The sequence below is a fragment of the Cronobacter sp. JZ38 genome (assembly GCF_008932145.1).
GTDB lineage: Bacteria > Pseudomonadota > Gammaproteobacteria > Enterobacterales > Enterobacteriaceae > Cronobacter > Cronobacter muytjensii.
Map to the genome: position 1 here is coordinate 619,738 of NZ_CP017662.1, position 21,255 is coordinate 640,992.

At 57.2% G+C, this 21,255-nt stretch carries 21 protein-coding genes and 1 pseudogene; 12 read left to right on the plus strand and 10 right to left on the minus strand.

Annotation, left to right across the window (positions count from 1 at the left end; genetic code table 11):
• The first annotated feature begins 69 nt into the window (after positions 1-69).
• A complete protein-coding gene (locus BJP61_RS02820) occupies positions 70-1,290 on the plus strand; it encodes an aspartate aminotransferase family protein (protein WP_038867135.1) in 1,221 nt (406 codons plus the stop codon).
• On the opposite strand, the gene BJP61_RS02825 is transcribed toward BJP61_RS02820, so the two are convergent.
• The gene (locus BJP61_RS02825; RefSeq protein ID WP_171997805.1) at positions 1,291-3,375 is read right to left on the minus strand and encodes a YccS/YhfK family putative transporter; all 2,085 of its coding nucleotides are present in this window, start codon (positions 3,373-3,375) and stop codon (positions 1,291-1,293) included.
• A 65-nt stretch (positions 3,376-3,440) separates the two neighbouring features.
• Positions 3,441-4,073, minus strand: a complete 633-nt coding sequence (gene crp, locus BJP61_RS02830; RefSeq protein WP_000242758.1) for a cAMP-activated global transcriptional regulator CRP — start codon at positions 4,071-4,073, stop codon at positions 3,441-3,443.
• Between the two features lie 308 nt (positions 4,074-4,381).
• Here crp and BJP61_RS02835 point away from each other — a divergent pair, with 308 nt between their 5' ends.
• Positions 4,382-4,786 carry an OsmC family protein gene (locus BJP61_RS02835; protein WP_038867140.1) on the plus strand — a complete coding sequence of 135 codons (405 nt, stop codon included), beginning with the start codon at positions 4,382-4,384 and terminating at the stop codon, positions 4,784-4,786.
• A gap of 61 nt (positions 4,787-4,847) precedes the next feature.
• On the opposite strand, the gene BJP61_RS02840 is transcribed toward BJP61_RS02835, so the two are convergent.
• From BJP61_RS02840 to BJP61_RS02855, 4 genes are all read right to left on the minus strand, one after another.
• On the minus strand, positions 4,848-5,717 hold the full coding sequence (locus BJP61_RS02840) for a phosphoribulokinase (protein ID WP_038867142.1): 870 nt from the start codon (positions 5,715-5,717) through the stop codon (positions 4,848-4,850).
• A 48-nt stretch (positions 5,718-5,765) separates the two neighbouring features.
• Positions 5,766-5,984 (minus strand): YheU family protein, encoded by a 219-nt coding sequence (locus BJP61_RS02845; RefSeq protein ID WP_038867145.1) that lies wholly within the window; start codon positions 5,982-5,984, stop codon positions 5,766-5,768.
• The gene (locus tag BJP61_RS02850; RefSeq protein WP_038867148.1) at positions 5,985-7,001 is read right to left on the minus strand and encodes a hydrolase; all 1,017 of its coding nucleotides are present in this window, start codon (positions 6,999-7,001) and stop codon (positions 5,985-5,987) included.
• Positions 7,002-7,075: 74 nt separating this feature from the next.
• Entirely contained in the window at positions 7,076-7,795 is a 720-nt protein-coding gene (locus tag BJP61_RS02855; RefSeq protein WP_038867150.1) for an NUDIX domain-containing protein, read from the minus strand.
• 195 nt (positions 7,796-7,990) lie between these two features.
• Between BJP61_RS02855 and prs the strand changes: the two genes are divergently transcribed.
• Positions 7,991-8,848, plus strand: coding sequence for a ribose-phosphate diphosphokinase (gene prs, locus BJP61_RS02860; RefSeq protein WP_171997806.1), 858 nt, complete (start codon positions 7,991-7,993; stop codon positions 8,846-8,848).
• Positions 8,849-8,859: 11 nt separating this feature from the next.
• A complete protein-coding gene (locus BJP61_RS02865) occupies positions 8,860-10,350 on the plus strand; it encodes a nicotinate phosphoribosyltransferase (protein ID WP_171997807.1) in 1,491 nt (496 codons plus the stop codon).
• An 89-nt stretch (positions 10,351-10,439) separates the two neighbouring features.
• On the opposite strand, the gene BJP61_RS02870 is transcribed toward BJP61_RS02865, so the two are convergent.
• The 3 genes from BJP61_RS02870 to BJP61_RS02880 form a co-directional block, all read right to left on the minus strand.
• Positions 10,440-11,414, minus strand: coding sequence for a 5-bromo-4-chloroindolyl phosphate hydrolysis family protein (locus tag BJP61_RS02870; protein ID WP_038867164.1), 975 nt, complete (start codon positions 11,412-11,414; stop codon positions 10,440-10,442).
• Positions 11,415-11,473: 59 nt separating this feature from the next.
• A complete protein-coding gene (locus BJP61_RS02875) occupies positions 11,474-12,595 on the minus strand; it encodes a toxic anion resistance protein (protein ID WP_038867166.1) in 1,122 nt (373 codons plus the stop codon).
• Positions 12,596-13,006: 411 nt separating this feature from the next.
• Positions 13,007-14,917, minus strand: coding sequence for an ABC transporter ATP-binding protein (locus BJP61_RS02880; protein WP_171997808.1), 1,911 nt, complete (start codon positions 14,915-14,917; stop codon positions 13,007-13,009).
• Positions 14,918-15,041: 124 nt separating this feature from the next.
• On the opposite strand from BJP61_RS02880, the gene kefG reads away from it, so the two are divergent.
• From kefG to slyD, 4 genes and pseudogenes are all read left to right on the plus strand, one after another.
• The gene (kefG, locus tag BJP61_RS02885) at positions 15,042-15,596 is read left to right on the plus strand and encodes a glutathione-regulated potassium-efflux system ancillary protein KefG (protein WP_071603777.1); all 555 of its coding nucleotides are present in this window, start codon (positions 15,042-15,044) and stop codon (positions 15,594-15,596) included.
• Positions 15,596-17,400 (plus strand): annotated as a pseudogene (kefB, locus tag BJP61_RS02890) (glutathione-regulated potassium-efflux system protein KefB). The gene kefG and the pseudogene kefB overlap by 1 nt, the downstream one beginning before the upstream one ends.
• A 10-nt stretch (positions 17,401-17,410) precedes the next feature.
• Positions 17,411-17,611, plus strand: coding sequence for a YheV family putative zinc ribbon protein (locus tag BJP61_RS02895; RefSeq protein ID WP_171997809.1), 201 nt, complete (start codon positions 17,411-17,413; stop codon positions 17,609-17,611).
• 94 nt (positions 17,612-17,705) lie between these two features.
• On the plus strand, positions 17,706-18,290 hold the full coding sequence (slyD, locus tag BJP61_RS02900) for a peptidylprolyl isomerase (RefSeq protein ID WP_038867172.1): 585 nt from the start codon (positions 17,706-17,708) through the stop codon (positions 18,288-18,290).
• A gap of 54 nt (positions 18,291-18,344) precedes the next feature.
• Here slyD and BJP61_RS02905 read toward each other — a convergent pair whose 3' ends face one another.
• Positions 18,345-18,563, minus strand: coding sequence for a SlyX family protein (locus BJP61_RS02905; protein ID WP_007720801.1), 219 nt, complete (start codon positions 18,561-18,563; stop codon positions 18,345-18,347).
• A 215-nt stretch (positions 18,564-18,778) separates the two neighbouring features.
• Between BJP61_RS02905 and fkpA the strand changes: the two genes are divergently transcribed.
• From fkpA to tusC, 4 genes are all read left to right on the plus strand, one after another.
• Positions 18,779-19,606: an FKBP-type peptidyl-prolyl cis-trans isomerase gene (gene fkpA / locus BJP61_RS02910; RefSeq protein WP_161580007.1), complete on the plus strand. Its 828-nt coding sequence runs from the start codon at positions 18,779-18,781 to the stop codon at positions 19,604-19,606.
• A gap of 174 nt (positions 19,607-19,780) precedes the next feature.
• Entirely contained in the window at positions 19,781-20,503 is a 723-nt protein-coding gene (locus BJP61_RS02915; RefSeq protein ID WP_038867175.1) for a transcriptional regulator, read from the plus strand.
• Positions 20,503-20,889, plus strand: coding sequence for a sulfurtransferase complex subunit TusD (tusD, locus tag BJP61_RS02920; RefSeq protein WP_038867177.1), 387 nt, complete (start codon positions 20,503-20,505; stop codon positions 20,887-20,889). The genes BJP61_RS02915 and tusD overlap by 1 nt, the downstream gene beginning before the upstream one ends.
• Complete coding sequence (gene tusC, locus BJP61_RS02925; RefSeq protein WP_171997810.1) at positions 20,889-21,248, plus strand: sulfurtransferase complex subunit TusC; 360 nt, start codon at positions 20,889-20,891, stop codon at positions 21,246-21,248. The genes tusD and tusC overlap by 1 nt, the downstream gene beginning before the upstream one ends.
• The last annotated feature ends 7 nt before the right edge of the window (positions 21,249-21,255 follow it).

Genomic DNA, 21,255 nt, shown 5'->3' on the forward strand with positions numbered 1-21,255 from the left:
TTGATTTTTTATTCATATTTTATGCTTATCTTTTCATGTGCGATGGCACATTTACTGGATGGGCATGAAATGGCAACTGAAAAAACAGCAATTACGCGCGCCACCTTTGATGAAGTGATCCTGCCGATTTATGCACCGGCTGAATTTATTCCGGTGAAAGGCAAGGGCAGCCGTGTCTGGGATCAGCAGGGCAAGGAGTATGTCGATTTCGCGGGCGGCATCGCGGTGACGGCGCTCGGCCATTGCCACCCGCGGCTGGTGGAGGCGCTGAAAGCGCAGGGCGAAATGCTCTGGCACACCAGTAACGTTTTCACCAACGAACCCGCGCTGCGCCTGGGGCAAAAACTGGTAGACGCCACGTTCGCCGAACGCGTCGTGTTTATGAACTCCGGCACCGAAGCCAACGAAACCGCGTTTAAGCTGGCCCGTCACTATGCCATCACCCGCCACAGCCCATACAAAACCAAAATCATCGCGTTTTATAACGCGTTTCATGGCCGTTCGCTGTTTACCGTTTCCGTGGGCGGCCAGGCGAAATACTCCGACGGTTTTGGCCCGAAACCAGCAGATATTATTCACGTGCCGTTCAACGATCTCGACGCGGTAAAAGCGGTGATGGACGACCACACCTGCGCGGTCGTGGTCGAGCCGGTACAGGGCGAGGGCGGCGTAACGGCCGCGACGCCGGAATTCCTGCGTGGCCTGCGCGAGCTGTGCGACGCCCATCAGGCATTGCTGGTGTTTGATGAAGTGCAGTGCGGCATGGGCCGCAGCGGCAAGCTGTTTGCTTATATGCACTATGGCGTGACGCCGGACATTCTTACCAGCGCCAAAGCGCTCGGCGGCGGTTTCCCGGTGAGCGCGATGCTGACGACGCATGAGGTTGCCTCGGCATTTCACGTTGGCTCCCACGGCTCCACGTATGGCGGTAATCCGCTGGCCTGCGCGGTCGCGGGCGAGGCGTTTGATATCATCAATACCCCGGACGTACTGGACGGCGTGGCGCGCAAGCGCGAACAGTTTGTGCAGCATCTTAAGCAAACCGGCGAGCAGTACGGCCTGTTCAGCGACATTCGCGGCATGGGTTTGCTGATTGGCGCCGAGCTGGCACCGGCGTTCCACGGTCGCGCGCGTGACCTGCTTTATGCGGCGGCCGCCGAGGGCGTGATGGTGCTTAATGCCGGCCCGGACGTGATGCGTTTCGCGCCGTCGCTGCTGGTGGAGCGCGCCGATATCGACGAAGGCATGGCCCGTTTTGCACGCGCGGTCGCACGCGTGGTGAACAGCTGATCAGCGTGACGGGCTAAGGCGCCGCCTGAGCCAGATCCCGTGGTGGGGCCGTTGACGCCACGCCACGGACGAAATAGTGTGCATAGTGCGCAGATGATCGAGAATGCGCAGCAGGTGATGTTCCATCACGCTGAGCGGCCCTTCCGGCAATACCTCTTCGCCCTCCAGCACCGCCTCGTTTTGCGTCTCGCCCGGCGTGTCATGTTCCAGCCGCTGCTGACAGCGTTGCAGCGCGATTTCACAGGCCTGTAAGTAGCGCGCCGCGGTTTCCGGCGTCAGCGTGGATTGCTCGCGCGCCAGCGTCGTTATCGCGTTGATGTGCTCGACGATAAACTGGCTGTGTGTTACCCACAGGCGCATATCCTCCAGATACCGGCTGTTAAAGCCCGGCTCCTGCATCGCCTGATTGAGCGAGTTGTAGAGCGCGTTATGCGCCTGGTTGACGCGCATGCGCTGCCACGCGAGCGGCGCGGGCTGTGGATCGTCGCTCAGGATCAGGCGCAGCGCCTCTTGATCGGCTTCCAGCGCGTCGTGCGCGTTCTGGCGCAGCAGGCCGCTTTGCCACTGCGGCCAGAGCCAGACCATACCGCCAAAAGCGATGAGACAACCTGTCAGGGTGTCAATCAGACGCGCCACAATGTACTGCTCGCCGTTCAGCGTCAGTAATTGAAGCGAATAGACCGCCGTCACGGTGAAGCCAATCATCGCCCAGCCGTAGTTGCGGCGGATAATGAGATAGCTGATTAAGGTCACTACCAGCATGCCGAGCAGCGTATAGCCCTGCGGCACATTCAGATGCAGCGTAATGCCCGCGATAATCAGCCCGGCCAGCGTGCCGCCCGCACGGTGCAAAATGCGCACCCGCGTCGCGCCGTAGCCGTTTTGCGTGACGAACAGGACCGTCATCAGGATCCAGTACGGCTTCGGCAACTGAAATACGCTCGCCAGCAGGCCCGCCGCCGCGAGCATCACGCCAAGCCGCGCCGCGGTGCGCAGCGCGGCCGATTTGAACGACAGATAGCTTTTCAGCGTGGGCAACAGCGGCAGGCGGCGCTGGCCGTTATCCATGAGGTCGCGGGCGTAAAGCGGGCGCTGGGTACGCAGCACGCGGGCGATGCGGCTGAAATGGTATTCACAAAACTGCCCGACCGGGTTATCAGGGTGCTGGCGGGCGATTTTTGACAGCGCCTCGATCTGTTTGTCCATCGTAAAACGGTGAGAATAGCGGTGATAGAGGATATCGTCGGAGAGCGTGCGCAGGCGCGCGGCCACGGTTTGCGCCGTCCAGCGCAACACCGCTTCCGCATGGCTGCGCTCCACCAGCTTTTGCACTTCGCCCGGCTGATGCAGCGACACCGAGATATGCTCCTGAAGATCCAGCGCTACCTGAAAGGCGCGTAGCAGACGCTTGTAGCCGTTCTGCCGGGTCGCCGCCAGCATTTGCAACTGCTGATAACACTGGCTTATCTGATCCACGACTTTTTGCTGGTGCACCAGCAGCGGCGGCAGCGCCTGTTCCGGGTCGGTATGGCGTGTCAGCAGGCTATATTTCGCCTCGCAGTAATCAGCGAGGCTTAGATAAATCAGGCTTAACGATTCGCGAAGCGGCTGCTCACGCCACAGCCAGAACCAGAAGCCATTGAACAAGCCATACCAGAGGGTGCCGAGAATATAGAGCAACATCGGTTGCCAGACCGGCATATTGCCGGCAAGGCTTAACGTGAAAATCGCCGCGATAAGCGACGCGGGCAGCAGACGCGCATGCAGCGGGCTTATCTCCGCCGTCACGCCGAGCAGCAGCGCCAGCATCAGCAAAATCAGCGGCAGCGGCACCGCCTGCAACAGCAGAAACTGTACCGCCAGGCTGCTCAGCGCGAACAGCGACGCGCCGATAATCAGGCGTTTGAAGAAGCGTTTGTGGGGGGTATCGAGACCGGCGATGTTGCAGCACGCGGGCACCAGCGAGAACAGCAGCCCCTGTTGTAAATGGCCCAGCATCAATCCCACCGCGACCGGCAGGCTTAAGATCAGCGTTTGCCGCAAAGCGTAATTGATTTCAGGGTGATAGATAAGACGACGCCACATAGGGGAGAAGTATAGAAACAAAAACGGCGTGTTACCGAAGCGACACGCCGTTTTTTTCAGAAACCTTAGCGGGTTCCGTAAACCACGATGGTTTTCCCGTGCGCGGAAATCAGGTTTTGATCTTCGAGCATCTTCAGGATACGGCCCACGGTTTCGCGGGAGCAACCCACGATCTGACCGATTTCCTGGCGGGTAATTTTGATCTGCATACCGTCCGGATGGGTCATGGCGTCCGGCTGTTTGGCGAGATTCAGGAGCGTCTGCGCGATGCGGCCTGTCACGTCGAGGAACGCCAGGTTGCCGACTTTTTCCGAGGTCACCTGCAGACGACGCGCCATCTGTGAAGAAAGACGCATCAGAATATCCGGGTTTACCTGAATCAGCTGACGGAATTTTTTGTAAGAGATCTCAGCCACTTCACAGGCAGTTTTAGCGCGAACCCAGGCGCTGCGTTCCTGACCTTCCTCGAACAAACCCAGTTCGCCGATGAAGTCTCCCTGATTCAGGTACGAGAGGATCATCTCCTTGCCCTCTTCGTCTTTGATCAGCACTGCCACTGAGCCTTTGACGATGTAGTACAGCGTCTCCGCTTTTTCACCCTGGTGAATCAGCGTGCTCTTAGATGGATACTTATGAATGTGGCAATGAGACAAGAACCATTCAAGAGTCGGGTCTGTTTGCGGTTTGCCAAGCACCATGCGCGGTTATCCTCTGTTTTAAACTGGCTCCAAAGACAGGGCGCGTAACCCCTGTCTGGCTCTGCAATCATCATCTTCCCGCATCCAGGGAAGTTGGCTGTCCGTGGACATCGCAGCCGATAAATTGTCTCTCCTCTGCATACATGCGTAACATCAATGTATCGCCGCTGCATCCAGACTGTTTTAGCATAGCTTTTCTCAGGTGTCTCCTGTTGTCTCGTTTCAGCTTGACGCAGGTCGCCTTCCGTTGCCTCTTATGGCGGGGCCGCGTAATCTGTCAGTAAAATGAATAGCCTGGAGCGATAATCATGCATGCACGAGTGAAATGGGTGGAAGGCTTAACCTTCCTGGGCGAGTCCGCATCAGGCCACCAGATCCTGATGGATGGCAACTCTGGCGACAAAGCGCCAAGCCCGATGGAAATGGTGCTGATGGCCGCAGGCGGTTGCAGCGCTATCGACGTGGTGTCTATTCTGCAAAAAGGCCGTCACGAGGTGACTGACTGCGAAGTGAAGCTCACCTCTGAGCGCCGCGAAGAGGCGCCGCGCCTGTTCACGCATATCAACCTGCATTTTGTCGTGACGGGGAAGGCTCTGAAGGATGCAGCGGTCGCGCGTGCGGTGGATCTGTCGGCGGAAAAATATTGTTCGGTGGCGTTGATGCTCGGCAAAGGCGTGAACATTACGCATTCGTATGAGGTGATAGAAGGGTAATGCGGGGGCGGGTGGCGCTGCGCTGACCCGCCCTACGATTTCTGCCTGTTACGGCGTGGCGTCACTGTATCTGCTTGCCTTCCATCAGCCGCTGCACCAGCGGCAACATAATCAGCTCCATCGCCAGCCCCATTTTGCCGCCCGGCACCACCAACGTATTGATGTGAGAAATAAACGAGCCCTGCAACATCGCGAGCAGCCAAGGGTAATCGATATTGTCCAGATTACGGAAATGAATCACCACAAAGCTCTCGTCGAGTGACGGAATGCCTTTGGCGGCGAACGGGTTTGAGGTGTCCACCGTCGGCACGCGCTGGAAGTTGATATGCGTGCGTGAAAACTGCGGCGTGATGTAGTTGATGTAATCTTCCATCGAGCGCACCACGGAATCCATCACCGCCTCGCGGGAATGCCCGCGCTCGCTGGTGTCGCGGATCATTTTCTGGATCCACTCCAGGTTGACGATAGGCACCACGCCCACCAGCAAGTCGACATGCTTCGCCACGTCATTCTGCGGCGTCACCACGCCGCCGTGCAGGCCTTCATAAAACAGCACATCTGTTGGCTCCGGCAGCGGCTGCCACGGCGTAAAAGTGCCTGGCACCTGATTCCAGGGCACGGCTTCATCGTAGGTATGCAGATATTTGCGCGACTGCCCTTTGCCGGTCAGGCCGTATTCCACAAAGGTTTGCTCCAGCAGGCCGAAATCATTCGCCTCCGGGCCGAAATAGCTGATATGGCGGCCCAAATCGCGCGCCTTACGGATTGCCATGTCCATTTCCGGGCGCGTGTAGCGGTGAAAGCTGTCGCCTTCCACTTCGGCGGCGTGAAGATTCAGCTGGGCGAAAATTTTACGAAACGCAAGGCTGGTCGTCGTGGTGCCCGCGCCGCTGGAACCCGTGACGGCGATAACCGGATGTTTGGCAGACATAGCGAGACAACTCCCTGAAGCGGCGGGGCAAGGCTCCGCCAGGCAACGTTAACCGCGAAACTGCGCGCGCGGCATGATATTGACCGTTTCGTGCAGTTCAGACCACACAAGTACGGCTTCGCCGCTTTGCAACTGACGCCGCACATCGGCGACCTTTTGCTCAAGCGAGCGTTCATGTTCACCATAATCGGTGCCTTCGCGCAAGACGAAGGCTTCAATCAGTCGGTCCAGCGTATCGGGGTCGAGTTCTTGCCAGGGAATGATCATTTATCGGTCCAGATAAGGGGTTAGCCAGTCAGGAATGCGCTGCTCCAGCCACATTTTCGGCTGACGCAGCGTGCCGCCGACGAAGCCCACGTGACCGCCATGCTCCGTCAGCTGATATTCAATATTAGCAGGCAGCGTGGCCGGATCGGGGATCACGTGATGATCCATAAACGGGTCGTCTTTGGCGTGAATAATCAGCGTCGGGCGGGTGATCTTCGCAAGCCGCGGCAGGGCGCTGCACTGCTGGTAATAATCGACGGCGTCGCGGTAGCCGTGAATTTTCGAGGTGATAAGATCGTCGAAATCGCGGATGCGGCGCAGGCGTTTAAGCTGGGCCAGTTCAATGGGCAGCGTGCCGGGCCAGGCCTTCAGTTTGCGGGTGGCGTTCGCTTTCAACAGGTTCAGCAGATAGAACTGATAAAAGCGCGAAAAGCCTTTTTCCATATGGTTACAGCAGTGCTCCAGCATAAACGGCGCGGAGACGATCACCCCGGCATTAAGCGGGAAAGCGGCGTCAATGTCCGCCATCAGGCAGCCAAGCATGTTGCCGCCAAGCGAATACCCGACCGCCGCTGTCGGCACCGTGCCGTAGCGCTCGTCGAGCCAGCGCAGAAAATAGGTGCCGTCTTCGGTTTCGCCGGAATGATAGATGCGCTCCATTTTATTGGGCACACCGCTACAACCGCGAAAATGCATCACCACGCCGAGCCAGCCGCGCGCTTTCGCCGCATGAATTAGCCCGTGGGCGTAAGGGCTGTGCAGGCTGCCTTCTAACCCGTGAAACACGACCAGACGCGGCTTGTGGCGCGCCTGATCGGGGTTTTCGCTAAATGCGAGGTCGACAAAATCGCCGTCCGGCAGATCCAGACGCTGCCAGTGCGGCTCAAACTGCAACCGGCGACGCAGGACGCGCGGCAGCATGGTCTGCAGATGTGGATTACTTACCCCCGGCATCGGCTGAAAGTGTGAGGAATCGGTGTTCAGTGCAGGGAGTTCTGCGGGAGTAATGTCGGCCATGGCACGCTGTCTGTTGGTTAGTTCGCTAACTACTATAACGATTGTTATTCATTTTGTTGATGGTTTGATGCGGATCACTCAGCCAGCAAATTACGCGAGAAAAGATGAATGTCCGCATCCGGCTTGCGCCGCCAGAGCCGGGCTTTACGCGCGCCGGTCGCGACGCTCTCGCCGGTCTCTTCAAACATGCCCGAGGCCTCAAAGCGGCGGATCAGGCTTTTACGCTGGATAGGCTGGCCGAGAATAATTTCCGTCGCCTCCTGCAGCTGGCTCAGGGTAAAGCATTCCGGCAGGCAGTACACCGGCAGGAGCGAGTACATGGTTTTCTGGCGCAGGCGTCGCAGCGCGGCCTCAATAATCGTGCGGTGATCGAACGCCAGCGCGAGCGTATCCAGCCCGGTAACTGGCACCCACTGCGCGTCGCTGACGGAGGCGATATGCGGCTGGCAGTCGACCCAGGCGATAAGCGCAAACCATGCGGTCGTCAGGCTCCAGCCGCGCGGGTCGCGATCCGGGCCGGAAAATGTCTCCAGTTGCTCCAGCCATGACGGGCGCACGCCGGTTTTTTCAGTGAGTTTGCGCAGCGCCGTAGCGTGCGTCGAGGCATCTTTTTGCAGATCGATAAAGCCGCCAGGCAAGGCCCAGCGCCCCTGCTGCGGCTGGCGGGCACGCTGCACCAGCAGTACGCAGAGCGCCTGGTCATGCAGGGTGAACAGCACGCTGTCCACGGTCACCAGCGGGGAAGGGAACCGCGCCGGATCGTAGCTTTCCAGATATTCCGCTTCAGTGGTCATACGCCGCTCCGTTTAATTGTCTCAGAGACAAGTTTACCAGCCCGACAGACCGGGGCAACATAAACCTTTATTGCTTTAATTTTCAGCAAAATGCTATTTTTTAACGGCGCCGTCGAAACTTTCGCTTGCTTATTAATGTCTCTTGGACAATATTAAATGTGTCGCAAGGACAATAACTCACTAACCGGGGCGAATATGATGCAGACGCAACTGATGGTAGACGGACGAGAGATAGCAACGCAGACCGGGCGTTTTCCTGACGGCGCCGTATGGGCGAAAGTGACCGGCGAGCTGCCTCGCGTCGCCTCGCTGATGCGTATTCGCGCCGCTGCCATGAAAACGATGGACGACTTTATGCTGCTGGCGCAGTTGACCGACGCGGTGCGTCAGCATTGCGATGTGCGCTTCAGCCATCTGGAACTGCCGTGGCTACCGTATGCCCGCCAGGACAGGCATATGCAGCCGGGCGACAGCTTTGCGCTGAAAGTGTTCGCCCGCCAGTTAAACACGCTCGGTTTCGACAAAGTGTTCGTTCTGGACCCGCACAGCGAAGCCGCTGCGGCCGCCATCGATAATCTCGTGGCCATCCCGCAGGCGCGCTGCCTGATGCAAAGCCAGACGCTCGTCAGTGCCCTTAAAGCCGGTGAGCTGCTGCTGGTCGCGCCGGACGCCGGCGCGCTTAAGAAAATACACGCGGTAGCGCAGGCGGTCGGGGCTGAAGGTTTCGCCACGCTGACCAAACAGCGCAATGTCGCCACCGGCGAGCTGACCGGTTTTCGTCTGGTGGACGGCGACGTAAAAGACAAGGCGGTGCTGATTGTCGACGACCTGTGCGACGCGGGCGGCACGTTTATCGGCTCCGCCCAGGTGCTGCGCGACGCGGGTGCCCGTAGCGTCAGTCTGTACGTTACCCACGGCGTGTTTTCAAAAGGCGTCGAAAACCTGCTCAATAACGGTATTGACCAGTTGTATACGACGACTTCCTTCGCGCCTGCCTCACTGGCGCAGGATCGGGTAGAAATGATTGATATCAATACTATTTATAACGCGTAAGGGGAAGGAAGATGAACATGAATCCGATTCTGGCTATTGATGGCTACAAAGTATCGCATCGCGAACAGTATCCGGCTGGCACCACCAAAGTGTATTCCAACTTTACGCCGCGCAGCGATCGTCATTTCCACTCTCCTGTCGCAGACGGCAAGCTGGTGTTCTTCGGCCTGCAAGGGTTCCTGCAATGGTTCCTGGTCGACCTCTTTAACGAACAATTTTTCGCGCGCCCGCAGGCGGAGGTGGTTGACGAGTACCTGGCGGTAATGGACAGCTATATCGGCAAAGGCGCGGTAAGCGCGGAGCATATTCGCGCACTGCATCAGCTTGGTTATCTGCCGCTGCATATCAAGGCACTGGATGAAGGCAGCAAAGTGGCGATGAAAGTGCCGGTGCTGACCATTACCAATACGCTCCCGGAATTCTTCTGGCTGGTGAACTATCTGGAAACCGTGCTCTCGGCGGAGCTGTGGAAATCCTCCACTAACGCCACCATCGCGCACCACTACCGTAAAATCTGCGAGCGCTGGGCAGAGAAAACCTGCTCTGACGTGAGCCACCTGGATTTCCAGTGCCACGACTTCTCTTTTCGCGGGATGTCAGGCTTGCAGGATACCGCGCAGGCGGGCAGCGGCCATCTGCTGAGCTTTAAAGGCACCGATAATATTCCGTCGATGCTCTACGCCCGCGATTACTACACACAGGGGCAGGACTGTTTTATCGCCGCGTCTATTCCGGCGACCGAGCACAGCGTGATGTGCATGGGCGAGAAAGAGAGCGAAATTGAGACGTTCCGCCGCCTGATTTGCTCTCTCTACCCGAACGGCTTTGTCTCGATTGTGTCCGACACCTGGGATTACTGGCGCGTTATCACCGAATATACCCGCGAGCTGAAAGCGCAGATTATGGCGCGTGAAGGCCGCGTGGTGTTCCGCCCGGACAGCGGCGACCCGGTGGAGATCCTCTGCGGCACCGGCGCCGATGACGATACCCGCGCCGACCGCACGCCGGAAGAGAAGGGCTCGGTGGAAGTGCTGTGGGAAATCTTCGGCGGCACCGTGAATGAGAAAGGCTATAAAGTGCTCGATCCACATGTGGGCCTGATTTACGGCGATTCCATCACGCTCGATCGCGCCGAAGAGATCCTGCGCCGTCTGGCGGCGAAAGGCTTTGCCAGTTCGAACGTGGTGTTTGGCGTGGGCTCTTTCACCTACCAGTACAACACCCGCGACACCTTCGGCTTTGCGATGAAAGCCACCTACGGTGAAGTGAACGGCGTGGGCCGCATGATTTTCAAAGAGCCGAAAACCGACAGCGGACTGAAACGTTCAGCACGCGGGCTGCTGCGGGTGGAGCGTGACGAGAACGGCGATTATCAGCTGTTTGACGAGCAGACGCTGGAGCAGGAACAGCAGGGCGAACTGAAAACCCGCTTCCTGGATGGCAAACTGCACGGCGTGGAACATCTGGAAACCCTGCGCCAGCGGCTGGCGGCGCAGCGTTAATCGTCACAGACCGGGCCTGCGGGCCCGGTTAGTCGTTTTGCAGCATCGCTTCCAACTGCGTCTGCGTTTGCAGGCGCACTTTCATCGAATTATACGTAACCGTCCGTCTTGAGCATCTTATCGAGCGTGCTCATTTCAATAGCCAGTTCGGTCTTATCATTTTCTAACAGGCGGGCATGCTGCTGGCTGAACGCGGAATGCAGCGTTTTAAGCATGGCGGCGCTGCGAGCGTTAATTTCATCAACGCTGCTATTCTCCGCTTGTTGCTCTACAAGGCGATGGCTTCTTGTCGTGATGTCTCTTACCGCGGGCAGATAGCGCTGCAGGAATTTTGTTCCCGGCTCCACATCTTTAGGATCGGTTTTAATACAGAGCATTATCAGGTTCGTATAATTGATAATGCCATCGATTTCCGTCTGAAGCGCCGGCGCCAGCCCTTGCAGGGACGTTAAATAACGGACCTCACGTTCAGCGTCGAAATCGGTTGTTGTCTCCTGCCCGGCCGGGAGCGGTTCGGCAACGGGCTTCGCTTTTTTCCCGAGCCGCTTATTTTTTAATGTCGTCAAAAGGCGGCGAAGGGCGATGGAAAGCGGCGTCCAGCCGCTCCCAATGGCGATAAGAATACCAGCGAAGCTGACATATCCTGCCGACAATGACTGTGTGCCAAAGGCGTCTAAGTAAGCCAGACAGGCCAGCCAGCCCAGGATGAGATACCAGATGTAGATTTTTAGAAATGGCTTCAGATTGCGCAGGATATACGTCACCAGCGCCACGCCGCCTGCCCAAAATGCGAAGCCGGCGTTCGCCCCTGGCCAGAATAGCCCGGCAAGAATACCGACCGTGAATGCCACGCGGTCGTAAAACAGGGCGCGGGCAAGAAGGATGAACCCCACCCAGCAGGATACGGCTAATGGCCCTCTTAAGGCGTCAGGGGATGTATGGGTATGGGCAAGGGTATCCTGCAACAGGGCATTATCGAAACTGACCGAAAATAGCATAATACACAGCTGGATAAGGACACGCTTCCAGCGCTTGTTATGAAGCGTTTCTAAAAAAGTAGCCATTCCTGTTCTCATAACATGCGTGACGCGGCATCATCCGCCGCGCCCGGCTGGTTAAGTGTTTATGCCTGATGCGCGGTTCCGCTGGCGATAGCTGAAAGACGCGTGCGCAATTCGTCTTCCATAACCGACAGCTCTTTTTCCACGCTCTGACGGCTCGCGCGCGCATTGCTGGCGATGGCGACAGATTCTTCAATGGTCGTCAACAGACGCGCATGGACATCGCGCAGGGTGTCGATATCCACCACCGAACGTTCCACTTCACGAGCCGTCTCGACCGTGCCGGTCTGTAGCAGCTCCGCGTTGCGGCGCAGCATATCATTAGTGGTATCTGATACGTCTTTTTGCAGTTTCGTTGCCTGGCGCTGAGTGTGTAGCGATAGCGCCAGCACCAGCTGGGTTTTCCACACCGGGATGGTTGTGAGCAGGCTACTCTGGATCTTCTCCGCCAGTGACTGGCTGTTGCCTTGCATCAGGCGAATCTGGGGCGCCGTCTGGATGGCGATAGTGCGGGACAGCATCAGGTCATGAAGGCGACGTTCAAAACGTTGAATGTTGGCTTCCAGGTCCCGGGCGGTCTGCATCTTCAGTGCGTCATCAGCGGCGTGCTGCTGGGCAAGGGGCATATCGATGTTCTGCAGCTGGGCGATTTTTAGCTTGCCGGCAATAATATGCAGATTGATTTGCTGATAGTAGTCGCGATTGCGAATGAATAGTTGCTCAAGCGTGGAAATATTGCGCAGTAAATCAACCATCGCTTCTTCAAGCCTGGCGGAGATATTCTCAACCTGACGCGCCAGCGTCTGATACGTTAATAACGTGCGTTCGAGGCGGTTAAACAGCTTGCCGACAAGAGGGACGGAAGCCAGAAAGCCCGGCTTTTCGCTGAACGAGGTTAAATCCACCTCTTTAACCTTACTCAGTAAGTCTGTCAGTTGCTCGCCCACCACGCCGGCATCTTTCGCCTGCACCTGCTCCAGCAAGGCATCAGAAAACCGAGAGATTTCTCCCATGGTTTTGGCACCCCACGAAAGCGACATTACAGGGTCGGTAATGTCTATCTGGTTCATTAGCTTTTCAACGTCCTGTTGTTCCGCCGGAGTTAACGCTTCGCCGGCGGGTAAAATATCTTTCATCGCTGCGGGCAGGGACGACGGAGCGGCGACGGAGGTCGTATCTGTCATTAACTATTTCCTCAGTTTTTATTGTAGCCACGGCTGTGACCATCTTGTCCTGACGCCTTATTCGAGTGGGGGAGTCATCAGACAGAGCGACTATTTTTATATGTGGGCTGAGAGTTCCGCGCTATATAACGCGTGTTTTCTGTGTGTAGAGAGCCTGGAGAGTAAGCAAAGATGATTTTTGTTTCAATGATTTTGAACGGGTATTACCTGACCGTTGCTATCCCTCTCCGGGGATGAAACCTATGCGTTTTAGCGTAGCGGGACAGCGACCCGCAGCGCGCAGGCTGGCTACCTCTGGAGACAGAATCACGATGACAAGCAGACCACCAGCAGGGCGGCCGCGGGCCCGACAACGACGCGGAAAGACCGTCGTCGATGCCACGCCAGCAGACGGCCTGCCAGCGTAGAACATTAAGGCTGATTTAGCATCGCTTCCAACTGCTCCTGGGCGTCCAGCCATGCCATTTCGCATTCTTCCAGCGCCGCTTTGGTCTTCGCCTGCGTTTGCAGACACTCATTCATTTCGGCCTTACGTGCCGGATCGTAAATGGCGCTGTCGGCGAGCTTCTCTTCAACACTTGCGAGCGTGGCGTTGAGCTTTTCCATCTCTTTTTCCAGACGGGTTATCTCTTTACGCAGCGGCTGCGTCTGGGTGCGCAGCTCGGCTTCACGGCGCTTCTGATCTTTGCGCGCCTGGGCGCTGTTGCCGTTGTCTTTCTCGCGGCTGATGTCGTCGCTCTGGCTCTCCTGCTTCTGCACGTCGCTCAGCCACTGCTGGTAATCGTCGAGATCGCCGTCGAACGGTTCGACTTTGCCATCATGCACCAGGTAGAGATCGTCAGTGGTGGAGCGAATCAGGTGACGGTCGTGCGAGACCACGACCAGCGCGCCTTCGAACTCAATCAGCGCGTCGGTCAGCGCCTGACGCATATCGAGGTCGAGGTGGTTGGTCGGCTCATCGAGTAGCAGCAGGTTAGGGCGCTGCCAGACGATGAGCGCCAGCACCAGGCGCGCCTTCTCGCCGCCGGAGAACCGCTCGGTGATTTCTGTGACTTTATCGCCCTGGAAGCCGAAGCCGCCGAGGTAGTCGCGCAACTGCTGTTCGGTTTCACGCGGCGCAATGCGCGCCAGGTGTTGCAGCGGCGACTCGTCGGCGCGTAAAAACTCCAGCTGATGCTGCGCGAAGTAGCCCAGCTTGATGCCTTTGGCGAGCCCGATATCGCCGCTGATCGGGGCCAGTTCGCCCGCCAGCAGTTTAATCAGCGTTGATTTACCCGCGCCGTTACGCCCCAGCAGGCCGATACGCGAGCCGGGCACCAGGTTGAGCTTGATGGAGTTCAGAATAATGCGCTCGCCATAACCGGCGCTGACTTTTTCCATTTTCAGCAGCGGATTGGGCAGGCTTTCCGGTGCGCGGAAGCTGAAGTGGAACGGATTATCCACATGCGCAGGCGCAATCAGCTCCATACGTTCCAGCATTTTAATACGGCTCTGGGCCTGCTTCGCCTTGGACGCTTTGGCTTTAAAGCGATCGATAAAGCTTTGCAGATGCGCGACGCGCTGCTGCTGGCTTTCGTAGGTCGCCTGCTGCTGGGCGAGACGCGTGGCGCGCTGGCGCTCAAACGAGCTGTAGTTGCCGGTGTACTCGAACATATTTTGCTGTTCGATATGGATGATTTTATCCACCACCGGATCTAAGAAATCGCGGTCATGCGAGATAAGGATCAGCGTGCCGTTATAGCTTTTCAGCCATTTTTCCAGCCAGATGACCGCGTCGAGATCGAGGTGGTTGGTCGGCTCGTCAAGCAGCAGCAGGTCAGAGCGGCAGATTAGCGCCTGCGCGAGGTTAAGACGCATACGCCAGCCGCCGGAGAAATCGCTCACCGGGCGGGTAAGCTGTTCATTGCTGAACCCCAGGCCGTGCAGGAGGCTCGCAGCGCGCGAACGGATGGTCCAGGCGTCGATGGCGTCGAGCTTGCCATGCGCCGTGGCGATGGCGTGGCCGTCGTTGCGCTCGGTCGCCTCGTTAAGCTCGCGCTCAAACGCGCGATATTCGCGATCGCCGTCAATCACATATTCCAGCGCGGGCTGCGGCAGCGCGGGCGTTTCCTGATTCACCCAGGCAAGTTGCCAGGTGCCCGGATACGTGAAGCTGCCGCCGTCGGCGCTTATCTCGTTTTTCAGCAGCGACAGCAGCGTGGATTTGCCGCAGCCGTTTTTGCCCACCAGGCCCACTTTCTGGCCCGGGTTAATGGTGGCGGTGGCATTGTCCAGCAGTACGCGGGTGCCGCGACGAATTTGTAACGAGGAGAAAACAATCATAAGGCGCCGTAGATTCAGACTATGTTAAATTGTCATTATATTCATGTAACGTGATGCTCTAGGGCACCGCGTGGGGCCGCCATGGTAGCCCAAAATAGTAACAATGACGACGCCCTGGAGGGGAATGATGTCACAGACAGCGAAAGTTTTGCTGCTGTATGCCCATCCGGAATCTCAGGACTCGGTGGCCAACCGGGTTTTGCTTAAGCCGGCTCTGCAATTACCCAATGTCACGGTGCATGACCTCTATGCCCACTATCCCGATTTCTTTATCGATATCAGCCATGAGCAGGCGCTACTGCGCGATCACGACGTGATCGTTTTTCAGTTCCCGCTTTATACCTATAGCTGTCCGGCGCTGTTAAAAGAGTGGTTCGACCGCGTGTTAAGCCGCGGTTTCGCCAGCGGCGTGGGCGGCAATCAGCTCGCCGGGAAATACTGGCGCTGCGTCATTACCACCGGCGAGCCGGAAACGGCCTATCGTCCCGATGGTTTTAACCGCTATGCCCTGAGCGACATTTTACGGCCCTTCGAACTGACGGCCGCCATGTGCCGTATGCACTGGATGACGCCGCTGATTATTTACTGGGCGCGTCGTCAGTCGCTTTCTGAACTGGCGGCACAGGGCCACGCGTATGAACGCTGGCTGACCGCGCCGTTAACGCCGGGGGGCTTCTGATGGAAGGCTCGGACCTGCTGCTGGCAGGCATTCTGTTTCTTTTCGCCGCGGTAGTGGCGGTGCCGATAGCGGCACGGCTTGGCATCGGCGCGGTGCTGGGGTATCTGCTCGCCGGCATAGCGATTGGCCCGTGGGGCCTCGGCTTTATCAGCGACGTCGAAGAAATTCTGCACTTCTCGGAGCTTGGCGTTGTTTTCCTGATGTTCCTGATAGGGCTTGAGCTGAACCCCTCGAAACTCTGGAAACTGCGGCGCTCTATCTTCGGCATCGGCGCGGCGCAGGTGCTGTTAAGCGCGGTGGTGCTGGCAGGGCTGCTGATGCTGACCGATTTCGCCTGGCAGGCGGCGATTGTCGGGGGATCGGTCTTGCGATGTCGTCAACCGCGATGGCGTTGCAGCTGATGCGCGATAAAGGCATGAACCGCACCGAAGGCGGGCAGTTAGGGTTCTCCGTACTATTGTTCCAGGATCTGGCGGTGATCCCCGCGCTGGCGCTGGTGCCGCTGCTGGCGGGCAATGGCGATGAACACCCTGACTGGCTGAAGATCGGCATGAAAGTGCTGGCGTTCGCCGGGATGCTGATCGGCGGGCGTTATTTGCTGCGTCCGGTGTTTCGCTTTATCGCCGGTTCCGGCGTACGCGAGGTGTTCACTGCCGCTGCGCTGCTGCTGGTACTGGGCTCGGCGCTGTTTATGGATTTACTGGGCCTGTCGATGGCGCTTGGCACATTCATCGCCGGGATCCTGCTGGCGGAGAGCGAATATCGCCACGAGCTGGAAATCGCCATTGAACCGTTTAAAGGCCTGCTGCTGGGGCTGTTTTTTATCTCGGTCGGCATGGCGTTAAACCTGGGCGTCCTCTATACCCATATTTTGTGGGTGGTGATGAGCGTGGCGGTACTGGTAGGCGTCAAGATGGCGGTGCTGTACGGCCTCGGGCGTTTTCAGGGGCTGCGTCGTACTGAGCGTTTGCAGTTTGCTGGCGTATTGAGCCAGGGCGGGGAATTCGCGTTTGTGCTCTTTTCCAGCGCATCGTCGCAGAAGCTATTTCATAACGACCAGATGGCGCTGCTGCTGGTGACGGTGACACTCTCGATGATGACCACGCCGCTGGTGATGAAAGGCATCGACCGGCTGCTGGCGCGCCACTTCAACGCGCAGGATGAGCATGACGAGACGCCGTATGTGGAAGATGATAAACCGCAGGTGATTATTGTCGGTTTCGGGCGTTTCGGTCAGGTCATCGGCCGTCTGCTGATGGCGAATAAAATGCGGATCACGGTGCTTGAACGCGATATCAGCGCGGTCAACCTGATGCGTAAATATGGCTATAAAGTTTACTATGGCGACGCGACAGAGCTTGAGCTGTTGCGCGCCGCAGGCGCGGAATCGGCGCAGTCGATAGTCGTCACCTGCAACGATCCGGAAGACACGATGCGCATCGTGCATCTCTGCCAGCAGCACTTTCCGCAACTGGAGATCCTGGCGCGAGCGCGTGGACGCGTGGAAGCCCATGAGCTGTTGCAGGCCGGCGTGAAGCAGTTTTCTCGTGAAACCTTCTCCAGCGCGCTGGAGCTGGGGCGAAAAACGCTGATTTCGCTTGGGATGCATCCGCATCAGGCGCAGCGCGCACAGTTGCATTTCCGCCGGCTCGATATGCGGATGCTGCGTGAGTTAATGCCGGTGCATACCGATAACGCGCAAATCTCCCGCGTGCGCGAGGCGCGGCGTGAACTGGAAGAAATTTTTCATCGCGAGATGCAACAGGAACGACGCCAGCTGGATGGCTGGGACGAGTTTGAATAGAGGTTGAGCTATGGCGGTGCGTAAACGTTTTATTGCCGGGGCCGTCTGCCCGAAATGTCAGGCGCAGGATTCTCTCGCGATGTGGCGGGAGAATCAGGTCGATATCGTTGAGTGCGTGAAGTGCGGGCAACAGATGCGCGAGGCAGATAAAGAAGTGCGCGAGAAGGTTCGCAAAGATGAGCAAGTCATAGGGATTTTTCATCCCGACTAGCGAGATGCCGCAGGTTTCTTTAAGCTAAAGGGTACACAGGCGTCGATTTGGGCTACAATCGGCGCCAGTCTTTTTTCCTCACTCAGGAGATATCATGAAAGTAGCAAAAGACCTGGTGGTCAGCCTGGCCTATCAGGTACGTACAGAAGACGGTGTATTGGTTGATGAGTCTCCGGTGAGTGCGCCGCTGGACTACCTGCATGGTCACGGCTCCCTGATCTCCGGCCTGGAAGCTGCGCTGGAAGGTCACGATGTTGGCGATAAATTCGATGTGAACGTAGGCGCTAACGACGCTTACGGCCAGTATGACGAAAACCTGGTACAGCGCGTACCGAAAGACGTCTTCATGGGCGTTGACGAGCTGCAGGTTGGCATGCGTTTCCTGGCGGAAACCGATCAGGGTCCGGTGCCGGTTGAGATCACCGAAGTGGGCGACGACCATGTCGTGGTTGACGGTAACCATATGCTGGCGGGCCAGAACCTGAACTTCAACGTTGAAGTTGTGGCTATTCGTGAAGCGACCGAAGAAGAACTGGCTCATGGCCACGTTCATGGCGCAAACGGTCATCACCATGACCACGATCACGACCATGATGGTTGCTGCGGCGGTCACGGCCACAGCCACGATCACGACCACGGTAAAGGTGGTTGCGGCAACGGCGGCTGCGGTTGCCACTAAGCCAGATAAAAAAGGGGCGCTCCGGCGCCCCTTTTTACTGCCCGCCTCGGTCAGTCAATAATGCGGCGGCGGCGTTTCTTCCGCCTGTGACGCGATCATCGACGTCTGCGAGGCTTTGATTTTCTCCACCATGATTTTGAGCTGTTCGCGCAGTTTCGCGAGTTCCAGCTCATGTGCGGTAACAGACTGGTTTAACGCGTCAATGGTGATTTCCTGGAACGCCAGTCGGCTTTCCAGCTCAGCGATGCGATGCTCTGTCGATTCGTTTTGCATGATGTCTCTCCCCTTTGCGTCGCGATTCTACGCAACTTTTCCGGATTCTGCCGGGTTGCTTCAACAGAAAGAAACTTATTTAAACAAATTAAGTCTGAAATAACGCCCGAAACGGAAAAGTCGTTATGTTGATTTCCGTGGCGACGTTTTATAGTACGACTTTCGTTTTTAAAGATAACCCCTGGGGTGAGAGGCCCCAACCCTGGAGATAATGGATGAAATCACTGTTTAAAGTAACGCTGCTGGCGACCACGATGGCTGTGGCGTTTAACGCTCCCCTGACTTTTGCTGCGCCAGCCGCACAGCAGCAGAACGCTGCCGCCGCTGACAGCAAAGCCGCATTCCAGAACGACGATCAGAAATCTGCTTACGCGCTGGGTGCTTCGCTGGGCCGTTACATGGAAAACTCCCTGAAGGAACAGGAAAAACTGGGCATCAAACTGGATAAAAACCAGCTGATCGCCGGTGTCCAGGACGCTTTTGCTGATAAGAGCAAACTCTCCGATCAGGAAATTGAGCAGACCCTGCAGGCTTTCGAAACCCGCGTGAAAGGCGCCGCTCAGGCGAAAGTCGAGAAAGACGCGACGGAAAACGAAGCTAAAGGCAAAGCCTACCGTGAAAAATTCGCTAAAGAAAAAGGCGTGAAGACCTCTTCTACCGGCCTGCTGTATAAAGTCGAGAAAGAAGGCACTGGCGCTGCGCCGAAAGAGAGCGACACCGTTGTCGTTAACTATAAAGGCACGCTTATCGACGGTCAGGAGTTCGACAACTCCTACAAGCGCGGCGAGCCGCTGTCCTTCCGTCTTGACGGCGTGATCCCGGGCTGGACCGAAGGCCTGAAAAACATCAAGAAAGGCGGCAAAATCAAGCTGGTTATCCCGCCTGAGCTGGCTTACGGCAAAAACGGCGTTCCGGGCATTCCGGCTAACTCCACGTTGGTATTTGACGTAGAACTGCTGGATATCAATCCGGCGGCGAAAGCCGATGCAGCCCCGAAGGCCGCCGCGGGTGATAAAGCGGACGATGCCGCCAAAGCGAAGTAACGTTTCGCAGACCGCCGCCTCAGGGCGGCGGTTTTTTTATCCCAGCCACGTATAATAAAAGCTGGCTAGTGTTGCACCCGCTGTATTACTTTAGCGAGTTACGTAACAACTGAATGATGAGTCTGCCCAGACCTTGAGAGACGACAGGCTCGCTGTAAAGGGTGGTATGTTTTCATGTCCAATTCGCTATTAACCAATGAGGCCAGCGAACTCGATCTGCTGGATCAGCGTCCCTTCGATCAGACCGATTTTGATATCCTGCGCTCCTACGAAGCGGTCGTGGACGGGTTAGCGATGCTCATCGGCTCCCACTGTGAAATTGTGCTGCATTCCCTGCAGGATCTGAAATGCTCGGCGATCCGTATTGCCAATGGCGAACATACGGGCCGGAAAATCGGCTCGCCGATTACCGATCTCGCGTTGCGTATGCTGCATGATATGACGGGTGCAGACAGCAGCGTGTCTAAGTGCTATTTCACCCGCGCGAAAAGCGGCGTCCTGATGAAATCGGTCACTATCGCCATCCGTAACCGGGAACACCGCGTGATTGGTCTGCTGTGCATTAATATGAATCTGGATGTGCCGTTCTCGCAGATAATGAGCACGTTTGTGCCGCCGGAAACTCAGGAAGTGCCGTCGTCTGTAAACTTCGCGTCGTCCGTTGAAGACCTCGTGACCCAGACGCTGGAGTTCACCATTGAAGAAGTGAACGCCGACCGAAACGTCTCTAACAACGCCAAGAACCGTCAGATTGTCCTTAACCTCTATGAGAAAGGCATCTTCGATATTAAAGACGCTATCAACCAGGTGGCCGACCGGCTTAATATCTCCAAACACACGGTTTACCTTTATATCCGCCAGTTCAAAAACGGGGATTTTCAGGGGCAGGATCGCTGATGCGTTTTGCCCTGATGGTGACCGGGCCCGCGTATGGCACCCAGCAGGCGAGCAGCGCGTTGCAGTTTGCCAAAGCGCTGTTGGCGGAAGGCCACAGCCTTGAGAGCGTCTTTTTCTACCGCGAAGGGGTGTATAACGCAAACCAGCTGACGGCGCCCGCGAGTGATGAGTTCGATCTGGTACGCGCCTGGGAACAGCTTCATAACGAAAACGGCGTGGCGTTGCACATCTGCGTCGCGGCAGCGCTGCGCCGCGGCGTGACGGATGAAAAAGAGGCGCGCCAGCAGGGGCTTGCGGGCGCGAATCTCCAGCCAGGGTTTGTGTTGAGCGGCCTCGGCGCGCTGGCGGAAGCCGCGCTGACCTGTGACAGAGTGGTAGAATTTTAATGAAACAGGTAGCCTTTGTCTTTACTCACGCGCCGCATGGCACCGCATCCGGGCGTGAAGGACTTGATGCGTTGCTGGCGATGTCAGCCTTAACGGAGGAGATCGGCGTCTTTTTCATAAGCGACGGCGTTTTTCAGATCCTGCCAGGACAGGTGCCGCAGACGATTCTCGCCCGCGACTATATCGCCACGTTCAAAGTATTGCCGCTGTATGATATCGAGCGCTGCTATGTGTGCCTTGAATCACTTCGCGAGCGCGGGCTGAGTGAGGAACAGACGTTTGTTATTGATGTCGAAATGCTCGACGCCGGTGCCCTGCGCGAGCGCCTTGATGGCTACGATGTCGTGCTGACTTTTTAAGGAACGC

What these genes read in the sequence shown, in the direction of transcription:
- BJP61_RS02855 (WP_038867150.1), bottom strand. Translation starts at nt 7,795, where the DNA reads ATGACCACTGAAGCGGAATATCTGGAAAGCTACGATCCGGCGCGGTTC.
- BJP61_RS02880 (WP_171997808.1), bottom strand. Translation starts at nt 14,917, where the DNA reads ATGATTGTTTTCTCCTCGTTACAAATTCGTCGCGGCACCCGCGTACTG.
- BJP61_RS02840 (WP_038867142.1), bottom strand. Translation starts at nt 5,717, where the DNA reads ATGTCTGCCAAACATCCGGTTATCGCCGTCACGGGTTCCAGCGGCGCG.
- fkpA (WP_161580007.1), top strand. Translation starts at nt 18,779, where the DNA reads ATGAAATCACTGTTTAAAGTAACGCTGCTGGCGACCACGATGGCTGTG.
- BJP61_RS02905 (WP_007720801.1), bottom strand. Translation starts at nt 18,563, where the DNA reads ATGCAAAACGAATCGACAGAGCATCGCATCGCTGAGCTGGAAAGCCGA.
- slyD (WP_038867172.1), top strand. Translation starts at nt 17,706, where the DNA reads ATGAAAGTAGCAAAAGACCTGGTGGTCAGCCTGGCCTATCAGGTACGT.
- BJP61_RS02865 (WP_171997807.1), top strand. Translation starts at nt 8,860, where the DNA reads ATGAACATGAATCCGATTCTGGCTATTGATGGCTACAAAGTATCGCAT.
- BJP61_RS02870 (WP_038867164.1), bottom strand. Translation starts at nt 11,414, where the DNA reads ATGGCTACTTTTTTAGAAACGCTTCATAACAAGCGCTGGAAGCGTGTC.
- BJP61_RS02835 (WP_038867140.1), top strand. Translation starts at nt 4,382, where the DNA reads ATGCATGCACGAGTGAAATGGGTGGAAGGCTTAACCTTCCTGGGCGAG.
- tusD (WP_038867177.1), top strand. Translation starts at nt 20,503, where the DNA reads ATGCGTTTTGCCCTGATGGTGACCGGGCCCGCGTATGGCACCCAGCAG.
- BJP61_RS02845 (WP_038867145.1), bottom strand. Translation starts at nt 5,984, where the DNA reads ATGATCATTCCCTGGCAAGAACTCGACCCCGATACGCTGGACCGACTG.
- crp (WP_000242758.1), bottom strand. Translation starts at nt 4,073, where the DNA reads ATGGTGCTTGGCAAACCGCAAACAGACCCGACTCTTGAATGGTTCTTG.
- BJP61_RS02895 (WP_171997809.1), top strand. Translation starts at nt 17,411, where the DNA reads ATGGCGGTGCGTAAACGTTTTATTGCCGGGGCCGTCTGCCCGAAATGT.
- tusC (WP_171997810.1), top strand. Translation starts at nt 20,889, where the DNA reads ATGAAACAGGTAGCCTTTGTCTTTACTCACGCGCCGCATGGCACCGCA.
- BJP61_RS02850 (WP_038867148.1), bottom strand. Translation starts at nt 7,001, where the DNA reads ATGGCCGACATTACTCCCGCAGAACTCCCTGCACTGAACACCGATTCC.
- BJP61_RS02875 (WP_038867166.1), bottom strand. Translation starts at nt 12,595, where the DNA reads ATGACAGATACGACCTCCGTCGCCGCTCCGTCGTCCCTGCCCGCAGCG.
- BJP61_RS02825 (WP_171997805.1), bottom strand. Translation starts at nt 3,375, where the DNA reads ATGTGGCGTCGTCTTATCTATCACCCTGAAATCAATTACGCTTTGCGG.
- BJP61_RS02915 (WP_038867175.1), top strand. Translation starts at nt 19,781, where the DNA reads ATGTCCAATTCGCTATTAACCAATGAGGCCAGCGAACTCGATCTGCTG.
- BJP61_RS02820 (WP_038867135.1), top strand. Translation starts at nt 70, where the DNA reads ATGGCAACTGAAAAAACAGCAATTACGCGCGCCACCTTTGATGAAGTG.
- kefG (WP_071603777.1), top strand. Translation starts at nt 15,042, where the DNA reads ATGATGTCACAGACAGCGAAAGTTTTGCTGCTGTATGCCCATCCGGAA.
- prs (WP_171997806.1), top strand. Translation starts at nt 7,991, where the DNA reads ATGATGCAGACGCAACTGATGGTAGACGGACGAGAGATAGCAACGCAG.